The sequence below is a fragment of the Streptomyces sp. NBC_00461 genome (assembly GCF_036013935.1).
In the GTDB taxonomy this organism is placed as follows: Bacteria; Actinomycetota; Actinomycetes; order Streptomycetales; family Streptomycetaceae; genus Streptomyces.
In genome coordinates this window covers 8,955,193-8,969,899 of sequence record NZ_CP107902.1, presented here as the reverse complement: position 1 = coordinate 8,969,899, position 14,707 = coordinate 8,955,193, and the positions used below count along the sequence as shown (strand labels likewise).

Below are 14,707 nucleotides of genomic sequence, written 5' to 3'. Positions count from 1 at the left end.
GCGCGGGCGAAGAGTGTGCTGCGAGTGGAGAGGGCGTGGTCATCGATGCGGGACTTCGACGAACCGGACGAGGGCGAGCTGTCCGTGACGGCTCCCAAGACGTGGGCCACCGGTGCCCCCGCGGTCGTCCACGCCCTGAAGTACGCGCTGGGCCAGACCTCGCCGAAGCGCACCGCGCTGACCCTGCTGAACATCAACCAGGCGAAGGGCTTCGACTGCCCGGGCTGTGCCTGGCCCGAGCCCGCACCGGGTCAGCGGCACCGCAACGAGTACTGCGAGAACGGCGCGAAGCACATCAGCGACGAGGCCACCTCGCGGCGGGTGACCGCGGACTTCTTCCGGCAGCACTCGGTCGACGAGCTGAGCCGAAAGTCCGACTACTGGCTCAACCAGCAGGGCCGGCTGACCGAGCCGATGGTGCTGCGCGAGGGCGCGACCCACTACGAGCCGATCGGCTGGGACGAGGCCCTGGACCTGCTCGCCGACGAGCTGCGCGGCCTGGCCCACCCGGACGAGGCGCTGTTCTACACGTCCGGGCGGCTGGCCAACGAACCGGCCTTCCTGCTCCAGCTCTTCGCGCGCGCCTTCGGCACCAACAACCTGCCGGACTGCTCCAACATGTGCCACGAGTCCAGCGGTTCGGCACTGAACGAGACCCTGGGCATCGGCAAGGGCAGCGTCAGCCTCGACGACCTGTACAACGCCGACCTGGTCTTCGTCGTCGGGCAGAACCCCGGCACCAACCACCCGCGCATGCTGTCCGCGCTGGAGGAGACCAAGCGCCGCGGCGGCCAGGTCGTCGCCGTCAATCCGCTGCCCGAAGCGGGACTGCTGCGCTTCAAGCACCCGCAGAAGGCGCGCGGCGTCATCGGCCGCGGCACCGACATCGCCGACCAGTTCCTGCAGATACGGCCCGGCGGCGACCTGGCCCTGTTCCAGGCGCTGAACCTGCTGCTCCTCGAAGCGGAGGACAAGGAGCCGGGGACGGTCCTGGACCGGGAGTTCATCGAGGAGCACACCACCGGCTACGACGCCTTCGTCGAGCACATCCGCGAAACGTCCTGGGACGCCGTCCTGGAAGCCACCGGCCTGAGCCGGGACGAGATCGAGCAGGTGCACGAGCGGGTGTTGGCCAGCCGCAGTGTCATCGTCTGCTGGGCCATGGGCCTGACCCAGCACAAGCACGGCGTGCCGACCATCAGGGAGGTCGTCAACTTCCTTCTGCTGCGCGGCAACATCGGCCGTCCGGGCGCGGGCGTGTGCCCGGTCCGCGGGCACAGCAACGTCCAGGGCGACCGCACCATGGGCATCTGGGAACGCATGCCCCAGGCCTTCCTCAACCGGCTGGGCCGGGAGTTCCACTTCACCGCGCCGACAGCGCACGGACTGGACTCCGTCGACTCCATCCGGGCCATGCTCGACGGCCGGGCGAAGCTCTTCCTCGGCGTCGCGGGCAACTTCGTCCGGGCCACGCCGGACAGTGACGCCACCGAGCGCGCCATGCGCAACTGCCGTCTGACCGCGCACATTTCGACCAAGCTGAACCGGTCCCACGCGGTGTGCGGACGCACCGCGCTGATCCTGCCGACGCTCGGCCGCAGCGACCGGGACGTGCAGACGGGCGGCGAGCAGTTCATGACGGTCGAGGACTCCATGAGCGAGGTCCACGCCACGCGCGGCCGACTCGCCCCCGCCTCCGCCCACCTCCTGAGCGAGGTGTCCATCATCAGCCGCCTCGCCCACAGGGTCCTGGGCTGCGAACCGGACATCCCCTGGACGGACTTCGAGGCCGACTACGACCTCGTCCGTGACCGTATCGCCCAAGTCGTCGACGGATTCCAGGACTTCAACGAGCGGGTGCGGCGCCCCGGCGGCTTCCGCCTGCCCAACCCCGTCAACGAGAAGGTGTTCCGCACGCCCAGCGGCAAGGCCGTCTTCAGCGTCAACGACTTCACGATGCTCCAGGCGCCCAAAGGCCACCTCGTCCTGCAGACACTGCGCTCGCACGACCAGTGGAACACGGTTCCCTACGCGATGGACGACCGCTACCGGGGCATCAAGGGAGGCCGCCGCGTCGTCCTCGTGAACCCGGCGGACCTCGCCGACCTCGGTCTCGCGGACGGCAGCCTTGTCGACCTGGTCAGCATCTGGTCCGACGGTTCGGAGCGCCGCGCGGACGGCTTCCGCGTCGTCGGCTACTCCACACCGCCGGGTTCGGCCGCCGCGTACTACCCGGAAACGAATGTCCTGGTGCCCCTCGACAGCGTCGCGGACATCAGCAACACGCCGACCTCGAAGAGCGTGATCGTCCGCCTGGAGCGGCCGGACACGCAGTCGGCGGCCTCCTCGGCCTGACGGCCGGTAACCGGCCCGACCACCGCCGCCCGCGGGGCGACCGCGAGGGCACCACGCCCCTGTATGTGGCATCGGTGAACGGAGAAGCCGAGATCGCCCGTCTGCTGATGGCGGCCGGAGCCGTCCCTGACACCGAGAGCGGCGGACTCGGCTCCGAGGGCACGCCATTGTGCGCGGCCGCATGCCGGGGGCACACCGAGACGGTGCGCGCGTTACCGGCGTACGGCGCCGATCCGAACCTGCGGGAAGACCACGGGACGGGCCGCTCCCCGCTCGACTGGGCGCTCGGCGCGCCCCATCCCGAGACCGCCGGTCCACTCACCACAGCAGGAGCGGCCTCGTCACGCGGACGCGACGCGTAGCGGCTCCCTCGTCAGGAGTCGAGGTCGTCGGCGAAGTGCCGGAAGCCGTGCCGGTCGTGGTGCATCTCCCAGAGCGTGTCCGCGAGGACGGCCGGATCCTTCCTGTGGTGCCCGGGGATGATCGCGCCGGGGATGATCAGCTGGCCGACGTGGATGCCCTCGTCGGCCAGCGTGTCGTGCAGAAGATGGCCGTACGCGCTCTCCGCGGCGAAGGCGATGGACGTGCCGGCCCGGTCGGGGTGCGGGACGACCGCGCTGCCGCCGTTGACGAACAGGACGGTGCCTCGGCCCAGCGCGCGCATGCCGGGCAGCACCTGCCGGACGGCTGCTACGGGCCCGTAGACGGAGAACTCGATCGGTCCGACGAGGCCGATGTGGGTGGTCTCCAGCACCGGAAGCATGAAGTCCCGCTGCGGGACCGGGCTGTACTGCAGGACCTCGATCGGGCCGAGCTCCGTGTGCGCCGCGTCGAGGGCCGCCACGAGGGACTTCGGGTCGCGTACGTCGGCGGCGTAGCCGCGTGCCGTGACGCCGGCGTCGGCCAGGTCGGCGGCGAGGGCGTTCGTCCGCTGGTGATTACGGGAGACGAGCGCCACGTCGAAGCCCTCACGGCCGAAGCGGCGGCCGACCGCGGCGCCCAGACCCGGTCCGGCTCCGATGACGGCGATGGTGGTCATGGCTCTTCCTTTGTCCGGACGGTCACTTCTGTGTGTCGGCGTCGAGGCTGGTCGCGGCGCCGAGTCGGTGATCAACGCACTGTAGTCCGCCATGGCAAGGGCCCCGCCGAGGTACCCGCATCTGTTCAGGACACCACTCGCCACACCGGCCCGCTCCCCGGGTGCAGGCGTCCATGGCCAGGCGTGACCGTGCGCTTCCCACCGGGCTGGCGGCCGCCCCACTCACCGGCGGACGCGGTAGCGGATGTGGGTGGCTTGAGGGGTGTCGATCACCCGGAGGATCTCCAACTCGATCTCCGCCGGCAGGACGTCGAACAACCGCCGGCCACGCCCGAGCAGCACCGGGATCTGGTGGATCTGCACCTCGTCCAGCACTCCGGCCTCGAGCGCGCGTTGCGCCGTGTACGCGCCGCGCACCTGGACGTCCTTGTCCCCGGCGGCGGCCTTGGCCTGGGCCATCGCGCTCTCGATCCCGTCGAGCACGTACGTCACCAGCGGATAGCCCCAACGGGCGGCCGGGCCGGGCAGGCGGTGGCTGGGCACGAAAATGGGAAGACCCCCGTGATCGCCGCCCCAGTGATCCATGAGCTCGGCGGTGCGCCGTCCCACGAGCACCGCACCGGCCGCCGTCCACTCGTCCATGAACTGTGCGACCGGCGCCGACGGGCGACCCGAGCCGGTGTCGGTGTCGGCCCATTTGTGCAGTCGCTCCCCGTCGTCGCCGCCGAGGAAGTCCTCGGGGTCGGCGATGTACCCGTCGAGCGACATCGACATGTCGAGCACTGATGTGGACACTTCGACCTCCCGTGATCACGATCCTGACCGGTCTCCATGAGCTGTAGACCCGGCGGGACGCCGCCAATCATCGGCGCGGTCAGGTCCCGGCGGGCGGGACGATCCCCGCGCATACGCCGCAGGCCTCGACAGCGTGGAGCTGCGCGCCGGGCGCCGAGGTGCCGGTGACCGAGTCCGCTCCTGCCTGAGGGGCGGCCTGGCCCCGGGACCCGCGGTGCTCGCTGTCCTGACGAGCACCGTTCACGCATCGGGAGTCGTGTCGATCATGAATCTGGCCACCCTCATCGACTTGAGCACTTGGGCGCACTGCCCGCGGCGGCCGTCCGCGCCATGGCCGACCAGACCCGCGTACGACTCGGCGGGCTCGCCAAATACCTCCAACGCCCGCCCACCGCCAACGGAGTTGCCTTCGGCGCCCTGGAGGACGAGACCGGCATGGTCAACCTGGTCTTCTCACCACCCGTGTGGGAACGCTGCCGCCGCACCCTGCTCGAAGCCCCCGCCGTCCTGCTCGACGGGCACATCGAGCGCGACCACGGCGCGTTCAACGTCATAGTCCACCGGGCCGAGAACCTGGCGGTACCGACGTCGACCCGCACCCGACGCGGACGATGACGACCAAGTCCCGTACTCCTGCCCGGTGTTGACGCAGGAATCAGGATCAGGCCCACTTGCTGATGAGCTGGTCGGCGACCCAGTGTGCGACGTCGGCGGGATAGGGCGCCGAGAGGCCGAGGACGATGTGCCGGAAACCGGCGTCGATCGCCTCGCCGATCGCAGCCCGTGTGAGGCCGGGCCGGTCGTAGGAGACGGACAGGTGGATCGAGCGGGTGGGGGAGGCGGGGTCGCGCCCGATCTCGGTGCAGTAGCGGTCCAGCAGAGCGCTGCGGCGGACGACGTCGTCGATGTCGCCGCCCGGGATGTTCCACAGGTCGGCATGCTCGGCGGCCACGCGCAGTGTCGCGGAGGAGCGTCCGCCGATCAGGATCGGCGGGTGGGGACGCTGTACGGGTTTGGGGTTGCCGAACGCTCCGGTGAGCTGGACGTAGGTGCCGGAGAAGTCGAACGGCTCGGTCTCGGTCCACAACCGCCGTATCACCGTGCAGGCTTCGGCGAGGCTCCCCACTGCGTGGGCGATGTCGTGGAAGGGCAGTCCGTGTGCCGCGTACTCACGGCGGGCCTCGGGAGGATGGGGCCGTGAGCCGACGCCGATGCCGAAGTCGAGCCGGCCGTCGGAGACGATGTCGACGGTCGTGGCGATCTTGGCCAGCATCGCGGGCGGCCTGAACCGGTTGCTGGTCACCAGCAGGCCGAGCCGCAGGCGCCGGGTCTGGGCGGCGAGGGCCGAGAGCAGTGTCCAGCCCTCGTAGGCCGGTCCGCCCGGGTCGCCGCCGATGGGCATGAGGTGATCGAACAGCCACGCATGCTCGATCTGCGGGATCGCGTCCGCCTCGCGCCACACGCGCAGGACGTCCTGGTAGTCGACCTGCATGGGGGCGGTCATGATCCCGAAACGAAGGGGTGACGCGTGGCCTGGCACACCGCTGGTGGGCGACATGGCACTACGGCTCCTTTCAGCCGCCGGGAGTCCGATGGATACCCGACTCGGTTCGCGCAGCCACCGGGAATCCGGTGGCTGCCGGACTCGGTTCGCGCAGCCGCTCAACGCCGCCGGAGGGACGGATCGAGCAGCGCGGGCGGAGTGTCGAACTTCTCGTGCGCGGCAAGGTCGGTGCCGGGAGGGACGACCGCGTCGATCGCGTCGAGTACGTCGGCGGGGAGCACGGTGTCCGCGGCGGCGAGCTGCGCGTGCAGGTGGTCCGTCGTGCGGGGGCCGATGAGCGCGCTCGTCACGGCGGGGTGCGCGGTCACGAACCCGAGCGCGAGCTGGATCATGGTCAGGCCGGCTCCGTCGGCGATCTCGGCCAACCGCTCGACGGCATCGAGCCTGGCCCGGTTGGCGGGGACGGCGATGTCGAAGCGTTGCGGCATGAACGTCGAGCGGCTGGTGGTGATCTCCTGGCCCGCGCGTATCGCGCCCGACAGCCAGCCGGAGGCCAGCGGGCTCCACACCAGCACACCGAGCCCGTACTCCTGGGTAACGGGCAGTACATGGGCCTCGATCCCGCGCTGCAGCATCGAGTAGCTGGGCTGTTCGGTGACGTAACGGCTCAGGTGGTGCTCGCGTCCGGCCCACTGGGCCTGCACGATGCGGTACGCGGGGAAGGTCGAGGAGCCGAAGTAGCGGATCTTTCCCGCGCGTTGCAGGTCGGTCAGGGCCGACAGCGTCTCCTCGTCGCCGGTGTCGGGGTCCCACCGGTGGATCTGGTAGAGATCGACGTGGTCGACACCGAGACGGCGCAGGCTGTTGTCCAGTTCGGTGACCAGCCAGCGGCGCGAACTGCCTTGGTGGTTGCGCTCATTGCCCATCGGCATGCTCGCCTTCGTGGCCAGCACGATGTCGTCTCGGCGGCCGGCGATGGCTTTGCCGACCATCTCCTCCGACTCGCCGTCGCTGTACATGTCGGCGGTGTCGATGAGGTTGATCCCGCCTTCGAGGGCGGCGTCGACGATGGCGGTGGCCTCGTCCTGTGTGGTGCGCCCTATGGCACCGAAGTTCATCGCGCCGAGCGCGAGCGAGCTGACCTGCACACCGGTGCGGCCCAAGGTGCGGTACTGCATGACTGTGTTCCTCCATCGCGGATGAAGCGTGGTGACAGTGCGTGCGGTGACAGCGCGCGGTGGCAGTGCGCGCGCAGTGGTTTCCGGGCCCCTTGCTCTGGCATCATGAGCAAACGGAACCTCGTTCCGGAAACAATACGGAACACTGTTCCGCTTTACAAGCCCAGGCATGGAGGCAGCGGCGCGATGAACGACAGCGGCGAGGGCGCGGGGCAGGCCGCCCGGTCCAAGCGGGCGGACGCCCGGCGCAACAAGGAGACCCTGCTCGACGCGGCCGCCGCGGTCTTCGTCGCGTCCGGCGTGGAAGCACCGGTACGGGACATCGCGGCCGAGGCCGGTGTCGGGCTGGGCACGATCTACCGCCACTTCCCGACCAGAGCGGACCTCATCATCGCCGTCTACCGGCACCAGGTGGAGGCCTGCGCCGAGGCCGGTCCGGCCCTGCTGGCGAGCAGTCCGACCCCCCACGCCGCTCTGGGGAAATGGATCAACCTCTTCGTGGACTTCCTGGTCACCAAGCACGGACTCGCCGCCGTGCTGCGGTCCGACAACGCCGGCTTCGACACGCTGCACGCCTACTTCCTCGACCGCCTCGTGCCCGTGTGCACCCAACTCCTCGACGCGGCAGCCGAGTCGGGAGAGATTCGATCCGACCTGGAGGCCTACGAGCTCATGCGCGGCGTCGGAAACCTCTGCGTGGGCGCGGACAGCGATCCGCACTACGACGCACGCCGACTGGTCGAACTCCTCATCGCGGGGCTACGCCGGCCGGACTGACTCGGTCGCCGAGGACGGCGGACGCAACCCGCCGGCAACCGGTCGACGACCGTCGCCACCGCCGCGTCGGCCATGTCGGGCAGGGGCAAGGGCAGGGGCAGGGGCAAGTCAGGCGTATCGGGCGGTGAAAAAGCAAAGGCAAGGAGTTCTCCACTCCTTGCCACTTTCAACGTATAGCGCACTGGGGGGCTTGCGGCAAGGCCCCGGTCATGGCGCAGAATCGCAGGCCGAGGCCAGAACCTGCGGAAACGGGAGATCCAAGAAGTGCGTGTTTTGTTGTCGGTTCATGGGGCGCTCGGTGACGTCGAGCCCCGGGCGGGACTCGCGCCGCGGACGCGCGCGCCCGGCGCCGCGGTGCGGCTGCCGCTGCGCCTGTGCGCGTCGCAGGACCCCGCGGGAACGACCTCAGATCGGAGCCGATGACATGAACCCCCTCACCACCAGTGCGTTCGATCTTCCCGACCGCCTCTCCGCCAAGGCCGACCCGGCGCTGACCGGCCGCGACGAGCAGCACTTCGCAGCCATCGCCCAGTGCCTCGAGCAGACGATCGCCGAACTGTCCGACCGCCTCGACGCCGAGCTCAGGGCGCCCGCCGGTATGGGCCAGGAGGCGATGGACCGGGACATCGAGGTCCACCGGCTGAACAGTCGGCTGCGTACCCTGCGCCGCTTCGGCCTGGACCTGTGTCTCGGGCACATGGTCCCATCGGACGACCCCGAGCCCGTGTACGTCGGACGACTGGGCCTTACCGACAGCGAGGGCCGCCGACTGCTGATCGACTGGCGCTCCCCGGCGGCTGCGCCCTTCTTCGCGGCGACCCACGCCAGTCCGATGGGGCTGGCCAGCCGCCGCCGGTATCGCTGGACCCGCGGCCGGATCAGCGACTACTGGGACGAGGTGTTCACCGCCGACGGCCTCGAAGGGCACGCGGCGCTCGACGACCAGTCCGCGTTCGTCGCCAGCCTCGGCGCCAACCGGTCGTCCCGGATGCGGGACGTGCTCGCCACCATCCAGGCGGACCAGGACGCCATCATCCGGGCGGGATCGCGCGGCGCCCTCGTCGTCGACGGCGGCCCGGGCACCGGCAAGACCGTCGTCGCCCTGCACCGCACCGCCCACCTCCTGTACGCCGACCCTCGTCTCGGTCACCGTCGCGGCGGTGTGCTGTTCGTCGGTCCGCACCGGCCCTACCTGGCCTATGTCTCCGACGTCCTGCCCAGCCTCGGAGAGGAGGGTGTGCAGACCTGCATCCTGCGGGACCTCGTCCCCGAAGGGGCCTCGGCGACGGTCGAGACCGACCCGGACGTGGCCCGCCTGAAGTCGTCCGCCGGCATGGTGAAAGCGATCGAGAAGGCCGTCAGGTTCTACGAGGAACCGCCCACCGAGCCCTTGACGGTCACGGTCGACCTGAGCGACATCCCGCTGAGCGCGAACGACTGGGCCGAGGCCTTCGACGCCCCGGAACCGGGCACCCCGCACAACGAGGCGCGCGACCAGGTCTGGGAGAAGCTGGTCGAGATCCTGCGAGACAAGTACACCGGCGACGTCCCGCCCGAGCTGTTCCGCAGAGTGCTGCGGCGCGACGAGGGGCTGAACGCGGCGCTCGGCCGCGCGTGGCCGATGCTGGAAGCGGCCGACCTCGTGGGAGACCTGTGGTCGGTGCCCGCCTATCTGCGCATGTGCGCTCCCTGGCTCGGCCCCGACGACGTACGGAAGCTGCAGCGCGCGGACGCCCAGGCGTGGACGGCGTCGGACCTGCCGCTGCTGGACGCGGCACGGCAGCGGCTCGGCGACTCGCGGGCGTCCCTGCGCAAGCGCCGCCACGAGGCCTCGGTCGCCGCCGAACGCGCCTACCGGGCCCAGGTCACCGAGAACCTGATCAGGACCGATGACGACTGGCAGGGCATGCTGATGTCGATGCTGACCGGGCAGGACCTGCAGAACAGCCTGGTCGACGCGGACACCCCACCCGAAACCGACCCCGACCTGCTCGCCGGCCCGTTCGCACACATCGTCGTCGACGAGGCCCAGGAACTGACCGACGCGGAGTGGCAGATGCTGCTGCTGCGCTGCCCGTCCCGGAGCTTCACCATCGTCGGGGACCGCGCCCAGGCCAGGCACGGGTTCACGGAGTCGTGGCAGGAGCGCCTGGAGCGGGTCGGATTCGACCGGATCGACGTGGCCTCGCTGAGCATCAACTACCGTACGCCGGAAGAGGTCATGGCCGAGGCCGAGCCGGTCATCCGGGCCGCGCTGCCTGACGCCAACGTCCCGACCTCCATCCGCAGCAACAACATCCCCGTCCTGCACGGATCCGCCGCGGATCTGGAGTCCATCCTCAACACCTGGCTCGCCGCGGAAACCGAGGGGATCGCCTGCGTCATCGGCGACCCCACGTTCCGGGCGACGCCCCGCGTGCGGTCCCTGTCCCCCGAGTTGTCGAAGGGGCTCGAGTTCGACCTGGTCGTCCTCGTCGACCCGGAGGCGTTCGGCGACGGCGTCGAAGGCGCGGTCGACCGCTATGTGGCGATGACCCGGGCGACCCGCCAACTGGTCATCCTCACGAGCTAGTGCCCCGGCGGGCAACGTTTGCCCATAAAGGAGCGGCAACGGGCCCTAGGAGCCCGCTGTCACGGCCTTGAGCTCGTCCAGGGATTCCCGTACCACCTGGGCCATGGTGCGCTGCTCGGACGCCGCGATCCAGCGCTCGAAGCCGACCTTGAAAACGGCGACCCCCGCTTCGGCGGTCAGGCTCGCCGCCGGCTCCGTGACGCCGCGTCCGCGCAGTGCGTCGGCGAGCGCGGCGGACAGCGAGGCGAGCTTGATCAGCTCGCGCTCCTGGAGTTCCGCGTGCGCCGCGACGACGGCGTATCGCTGCCGGGCGAACTCGCGGCGGTCCACGAACACCTCGGAGACCGCCGCGAGTCCCGCCGCCATGGCATCGATCGGCGCCGCGGCCTCGGGAGCCTCGGCGACCGCGTTCACGAACAGTTCCTGCAATGCGCTCGAACCGCCGAACAGCACCTCGCGCTTGTCGGCGTAGTGCCGGAAGAAGGTGCGCTCGGTGAGGCCGGCCAGTTTGGCGATCTCCGCCACCGTCGTCTGCTCGTAGCCGCGCTCGCTGTAGAGCTCCAACGCCGCCTTCGCCAGACGTTCGCGCGCGTTCGGCTCCCATCTACCCATGGGCAGATCCTACGTGATGACAGCAACTGACATCATATGTTAGCTTCGATGACAGTCACTGACATCGACAGTCCGGGGAGCTTTCCCATGCGCATTTTCGTGACCGGCGCGTCCGGTTGGATCGGCTCGGCCCTCGTTCCCGAACTCATCGACGCGGGGCACCACGTAGTGGGGCTCGCCCGCTCCGACGCCTCCGCCACCGCACTCACCGCCGCCGGGGCGGAAGCGGTCCGCGGCACCCTCGACGACCTCGACGTCCTGGGCGGCGCCGCTGCCGCGTCGGACGGGGTGATTCACCTGGCTTTCAAGCACGACATAGCGTTCACCGGCGACTTCCAAGGTGCCGTCGAGGCCGACCGCCGCGCCGTCGACACCTTCGGGGACGCGCTGGCGGGCAGCGACCGGCCCTTCGTCCTCGCCTCGGGCCTGGCCGGCCTCAAGCCGGGGCAGGTGGCGACCGAGCGGGACATGGCCGCGGTCGACGGCTCGCCGGTCACCCGGCGTGCCACCACCGCCATGGCGGTACTCGCACTCGCCTCGCGCGGCGTGCGCTCATCCGTGGTGCGGCTCTCTCCGACCTGCCACGGCGATGGAGACAACGGCTTCATGGCGACCCTGGTCGCCATCGCCCGCGCCAAGGGGGTCTCCGGCCACGTCGGCGACGGCGCCAACCGCTGGCCGGCCGTCCACCGCCTCGACGCGGCACGGCTGTTCCGGCTGGCGTTCGAGAAGGCTCCCGCGGGGACGGTGCTGCACGGCGTCGCGGAGGAAGGCGTCGCGCTCAGGGACGTGGCCGAGGTCATCGGCCGCCATCTCGATGTGCCGGTGACGTCCGTGGCTCCCGACGCCGCGGCCGAGCACTTCTCCTGGCTGGGCGGCTTCCTCGGACTCGACTGCCCGGCATCGAACACCGTGACCCGCGAACTGCTGGACTGGCAGCCGACCCACCCCGGCCTCCTCGAAGACCTCGACAAGGGCCACTACTTCCACACCTCTGCCACCCCGGTGCTCGGCGCCTGACAAGCCGACTCGCGTCATCACCCTCGTAGGACGCCCGCCCGGAGGGCCACCAACCGGCTGCTACGGCACTGCAGTCGGACCGAACCCAGCGCGCGCCTCAGACGATCACCACGCCCGGACGCGAGCCGCAGGCCTCCGCGGCGGTGCGCGTGCCGCCGTCGAGGTCGGCCCCGGGCCGGCGGGAATTCATTGCCGTCCGCCGGCCACCCCTCAGGCACACCGGGGACCGTTCGCGGTGATCACGCCGCCGTGAAGGCAAGGACGACGTTGTGGCCGCCGAAGCCGAAGGAATGGCTGACGGCCGCGCGTACGTCCTGAGGGCGGGGCTGCTTGGTGACGCAGTCGATGTCGAACTCGGGCGCGGGAGCCTGGAGGTTGGCGATCGGCGGTACGCGTCGGTGCTGGATGGTCAGGACCGTGAGGGCGGCCTCGATCGCGCCCGCGGCGCCGAGGGTGTGGCCGAGGACGCCTTTGGCCGCGGTGACACTGGGGCGGTGCGGCAGGACGCGGGCGATCAACGTGGCTTCGGTGGCGTCGTTGAGCAGTGTGGACGTGCCGTGGGCGTTGACGTGGTCCACGTCCTGGGGGGCGAGGCCCGCCTCGTCGAGGGCGGTGCGCAGAGCCGCTTCCGCTCCTTCGGCGCCCTCCGGCGGAGAGGTCGGGTGGTGTGCGTCGGAGGTGCTCCCGCACCCGGCGAGCAGGGCGCGGGGGTGTGCCCCTCGGGCGGCGGCGTCCGCGGCGCGTTCCAGGATCAGGACGCCGGCGCCCTCGGCCATCACGAAGCCGTCCCGGTCGGCGGCGAAGGGGCGGGACGCCTCGGCGACCGCGTGGCTCCGTTCGGACAGCGCGCCCATACGCCAGAAGCCGGCCGTGGTCAGGCGGCTGACGGCGGCTTCGACGCCCCCTGCCACCGCGATGTCGCACAGGCCGGCGCCGAGCAGGACGCGGGCCAGCGAGATCGCGGTGGCGCCGGAGGCGCAGGCGGTGGCCGGCGCCAGGCTCACACCACGGGCGTGGAGGTCGATGGACACCTCACCGGCCACCAGGTTCGGAATGATCATGGGGATGGAGAGGGGCGAAGCCTGGTCGGGTCCGCGCCGTTCGAGCCGCAGGTGCTGCTCCTCCCACTTCTCGGTACCGCCCATGCCGCAGCCGATGATCGTGGCCACCCGGGCTCCCTGCCACCTCGCCGGATCCAGGCCCGCGTCGCGTACGGCCTCCCGTGCGGCGAGGACACCGAGCTTGGCGATCCGGCCCATGCGCCAGGACTTGCGCCCGACACACCGGTCGACGTCGTCCTCCGAGAGCGGGAGACGGCAGGAGAAGTCCACCGGCAGCCCCTCCAGGGCCGGGTCGCGCGCGGCGAGGGAGCGTCCGGCGCACACCGCCTCCCAGGCGGCCTCGGCCCCTTGGCCTCCCGGGGTGATCAGCCCGAGGCCGGTGACGGCGATCGGCTGCTTGTCCCGGGTCACCGGGCCTCCGCCCCGGCGGCGCGCAGCTCGTCGAGATAGGCGGTCACCTCGGCGAGCGTCGTGCTCCGGTTGGCGCGCTCGCCCTCGGCCTTCACGCCGAGGTTCTCTTCGAGGACCAGGACGAACTCGGCCAGCGCGAGGGAGTCCAACTCAAGCTGTTCCAGGGTGACTTCCGGTGTCAGCTCGTCCTCGGGGATACGGAAGGTGGAAGTGAGCGCGGCGCAGACGACGCCGTAGGTGTCGGTCGTGGTGTGCATGGGGTGTTCCTTGCGTAGGGGGCGGGTCCTGGGGGTGGCTGCGCCGTCAGGCGGGCCCGGGCCGCCACTCGACGAGGGCGATTCCGGCGGAGGCTCCGCTGGCGAGTCCGAGGAGGGCCACCTGCGCACCCGGGTGCAGCCTGCCTTCCCGTGCGGCCTCGACGAGTTGCAGGGGCAGGCTCGCGGTGGCGACGTTGCCGTAGCGGGGGAAGGTCGCCACGGCCCGGTCGCGGGCGATGCCGACGGAGTCGAGGATGGCGCCGGTGAAGGGTACGGATGCCTGGTGTACGCAGACGAGGTCGAGGTCACCGGGTTTGCGGTCCCACTCGGCCAGCGCGTCGAGGATGTCCTTCTCCATTCCCTGGAACGAGGCGGCCAGCGCCTGGGAGTCGAAGCGGAGGGAGATCACCGGGCTGGTGGGCGAGTAGTAGGGGTTGGTCGCGGTGGCGGCCCGCCAACCGGCCGAGTTGCTGGAGAAGCGGGTGCCCAGCAGCCCTGGCCGGTCGCTCCCCTCCAGCAGCAGCGCGGCGCCCAGGTCGCCGAGGGTGAGGGCGGGCAGGAGCAGGGCGAGTTCGTCGCGGTCGCGTGCCGGGAGGCGGGAGAGCATGGTGCCCCGCTCCCCGGTGACGATGAGCACGCGGTGGTAGCGGCCGGCTCGGATCAGTGCGTCGGCGATCTCCAGGGCGTTGAGGACGCCGTTGCAGGCGTTCTGGACGTCGAAGACCGGTGCCGTGACGCCGAGTTTGTCAGCCACGACGTGGGCGGTGGCAGGCTCCTCCATGTCCTCGCTCGCGGAGGCGAAGACGAGCAGGTCCACGGCGTCGGGGCCGAGGCCGCACTCGTCGAGAAGGCTCCGGGCGGCTGCCGACGCCAAGTCGGAGGGCCAGGCATCGGCAGGCGCCACACGGCGCTCCTCGAAGCCGTACATCTGGCGCAGCAGCCCGGGCATCAGGCGGAGGCCGGGGTGTCGGGAGCGGACCTCGTCCTCGATCTCCGCGCCGGTCTGACGGTCCGCGGGAACATGGACGGCGACGCGACGGATCGTGGTGCAGCGGGGCTCTGTCATGGAAGTGGTGTTGTTCTCCTGCCGGGTTCCGGGCGTGACGGTGCGGGCCAGTGAAGGGAG

General features: G+C 70.7%; 14 protein-coding genes. 6 read left to right on the top strand and 8 right to left on the bottom strand.

The genetic code is table 11. From position 1 onward, the window contains the following. Positions 1–45: 45 nt before the first annotated feature. Together OG870_RS41545 and OG870_RS41540 are read left to right on the top strand one after the other, a co-directional pair. Complete coding sequence (locus OG870_RS41545) at positions 46–2,355, top strand: FdhF/YdeP family oxidoreductase (protein WP_266592648.1); 2,310 nt, start codon at positions 46–48, stop codon at positions 2,353–2,355. Continuing rightward, complete coding sequence (locus OG870_RS41540; RefSeq protein ID WP_266592646.1) at positions 2,352–2,717, top strand: ankyrin repeat domain-containing protein; 366 nt, start codon at positions 2,352–2,354, stop codon at positions 2,715–2,717. Before OG870_RS41545 ends, OG870_RS41540 begins: the two co-directional genes overlap by 4 nt. Positions 2,718–2,728: 11 nt before the next feature. On the opposite strand, the gene OG870_RS41535 is transcribed toward OG870_RS41540, so the two are convergent. Both OG870_RS41535 and OG870_RS41530 read right to left on the bottom strand, forming a co-directional pair. Then, entirely contained in the window at positions 2,729–3,394 is a 666-nt protein-coding gene (locus tag OG870_RS41535; protein WP_327692039.1) for an SDR family NAD(P)-dependent oxidoreductase, read from the bottom strand. Positions 3,395–3,616: 222 nt separating this feature from the next. After that, positions 3,617–4,189 carry a dihydrofolate reductase family protein gene (locus OG870_RS41530; protein ID WP_266592165.1) on the bottom strand — a complete coding sequence of 191 codons (573 nt, stop codon included), beginning with the start codon at positions 4,187–4,189 and terminating at the stop codon, positions 3,617–3,619. 297 nt (positions 4,190–4,486) lie between these two features. On the opposite strand from OG870_RS41530, the gene OG870_RS41525 reads away from it, so the two are divergent. After that, on the top strand, positions 4,487–4,804 hold the full coding sequence (locus OG870_RS41525; protein ID WP_266592163.1) for a hypothetical protein: 318 nt from the start codon (positions 4,487–4,489) through the stop codon (positions 4,802–4,804). 46 nt (positions 4,805–4,850) lie between these two features. On the opposite strand, the gene OG870_RS41520 is transcribed toward OG870_RS41525, so the two are convergent. Next, positions 4,851–5,693: an LLM class flavin-dependent oxidoreductase gene (locus OG870_RS41520; protein ID WP_405625845.1), complete on the bottom strand. Its 843-nt coding sequence runs from the start codon at positions 5,691–5,693 to the stop codon at positions 4,851–4,853. Positions 5,694–5,851: 158 nt separating this feature from the next. Next, complete coding sequence (locus OG870_RS41515) at positions 5,852–6,871, bottom strand: aldo/keto reductase (protein ID WP_266592159.1); 1,020 nt, start codon at positions 6,869–6,871, stop codon at positions 5,852–5,854. Positions 6,872–7,057: 186 nt separating this feature from the next. On the opposite strand from OG870_RS41515, the gene OG870_RS41510 reads away from it, so the two are divergent. Further along, complete coding sequence (locus OG870_RS41510; RefSeq protein WP_266530588.1) at positions 7,058–7,648, top strand: TetR/AcrR family transcriptional regulator; 591 nt, start codon at positions 7,058–7,060, stop codon at positions 7,646–7,648. A 424-nt stretch (positions 7,649–8,072) separates the two neighbouring features. Next, complete coding sequence (gene helR / locus OG870_RS41505) at positions 8,073–10,220, top strand: RNA polymerase recycling motor ATPase HelR (RefSeq protein WP_266592157.1); 2,148 nt, start codon at positions 8,073–8,075, stop codon at positions 10,218–10,220. Positions 10,221–10,265: 45 nt separating this feature from the next. Here helR and OG870_RS41500 read toward each other — a convergent pair whose 3' ends face one another. Beyond that, entirely contained in the window at positions 10,266–10,832 is a 567-nt protein-coding gene (locus OG870_RS41500; RefSeq protein WP_266592155.1) for a TetR/AcrR family transcriptional regulator, read from the bottom strand. 87 nt (positions 10,833–10,919) lie between these two features. Between OG870_RS41500 and OG870_RS41495 the strand changes: the two genes are divergently transcribed. Continuing rightward, positions 10,920–11,852, top strand: coding sequence for an SDR family oxidoreductase (locus OG870_RS41495; RefSeq protein WP_266530581.1), 933 nt, complete (start codon positions 10,920–10,922; stop codon positions 11,850–11,852). A gap of 239 nt (positions 11,853–12,091) precedes the next feature. Here OG870_RS41495 and OG870_RS41490 read toward each other — a convergent pair whose 3' ends face one another. From OG870_RS41490 to OG870_RS41480, 3 genes are read right to left on the bottom strand one after another with little or no spacing between them, the layout of a single operon-like run. After that, positions 12,092–13,324, bottom strand: a complete 1,233-nt coding sequence (locus tag OG870_RS41490) for a beta-ketoacyl-[acyl-carrier-protein] synthase family protein (protein WP_266842455.1) — start codon at positions 13,322–13,324, stop codon at positions 12,092–12,094. After that, entirely contained in the window at positions 13,321–13,581 is a 261-nt protein-coding gene (locus tag OG870_RS41485) for an acyl carrier protein (RefSeq protein ID WP_266530577.1), read from the bottom strand. Before OG870_RS41485 ends, OG870_RS41490 begins: the two co-directional genes overlap by 4 nt. 46 nt (positions 13,582–13,627) lie before the next feature. Further along, positions 13,628–14,647, bottom strand: a complete 1,020-nt coding sequence (locus OG870_RS41480) for a 3-oxoacyl-ACP synthase III family protein (protein WP_327692037.1) — start codon at positions 14,645–14,647, stop codon at positions 13,628–13,630. Positions 14,648–14,707 lie beyond the last annotated feature (60 nt).

What these genes read in the sequence shown, in the direction of transcription:
- OG870_RS41545 (WP_266592648.1), top strand. Translation starts at nt 46, where the DNA reads ATGCGGGACTTCGACGAACCGGACGAGGGCGAGCTGTCCGTGACGGCT.
- OG870_RS41535 (WP_327692039.1), bottom strand. Translation starts at nt 3,394, where the DNA reads ATGACCACCATCGCCGTCATCGGAGCCGGACCGGGTCTGGGCGCCGCG.
- OG870_RS41520 (WP_405625845.1), bottom strand. Translation starts at nt 5,693, where the DNA reads ATGACCGCCCCCATGCAGGTCGACTACCAGGACGTCCTGCGCGTGTGG.
- OG870_RS41515 (WP_266592159.1), bottom strand. Translation starts at nt 6,871, where the DNA reads ATGCAGTACCGCACCTTGGGCCGCACCGGTGTGCAGGTCAGCTCGCTC.
- OG870_RS41510 (WP_266530588.1), top strand. Translation starts at nt 7,058, where the DNA reads ATGAACGACAGCGGCGAGGGCGCGGGGCAGGCCGCCCGGTCCAAGCGG.
- helR (WP_266592157.1), top strand. Translation starts at nt 8,073, where the DNA reads ATGAACCCCCTCACCACCAGTGCGTTCGATCTTCCCGACCGCCTCTCC.
- OG870_RS41500 (WP_266592155.1), bottom strand. Translation starts at nt 10,832, where the DNA reads ATGGGTAGATGGGAGCCGAACGCGCGCGAACGTCTGGCGAAGGCGGCG.
- OG870_RS41495 (WP_266530581.1), top strand. Translation starts at nt 10,920, where the DNA reads ATGCGCATTTTCGTGACCGGCGCGTCCGGTTGGATCGGCTCGGCCCTC.
- OG870_RS41485 (WP_266530577.1), bottom strand. Translation starts at nt 13,581, where the DNA reads ATGCACACCACGACCGACACCTACGGCGTCGTCTGCGCCGCGCTCACT.
- OG870_RS41480 (WP_327692037.1), bottom strand. Translation starts at nt 14,647, where the DNA reads ATGACAGAGCCCCGCTGCACCACGATCCGTCGCGTCGCCGTCCATGTT.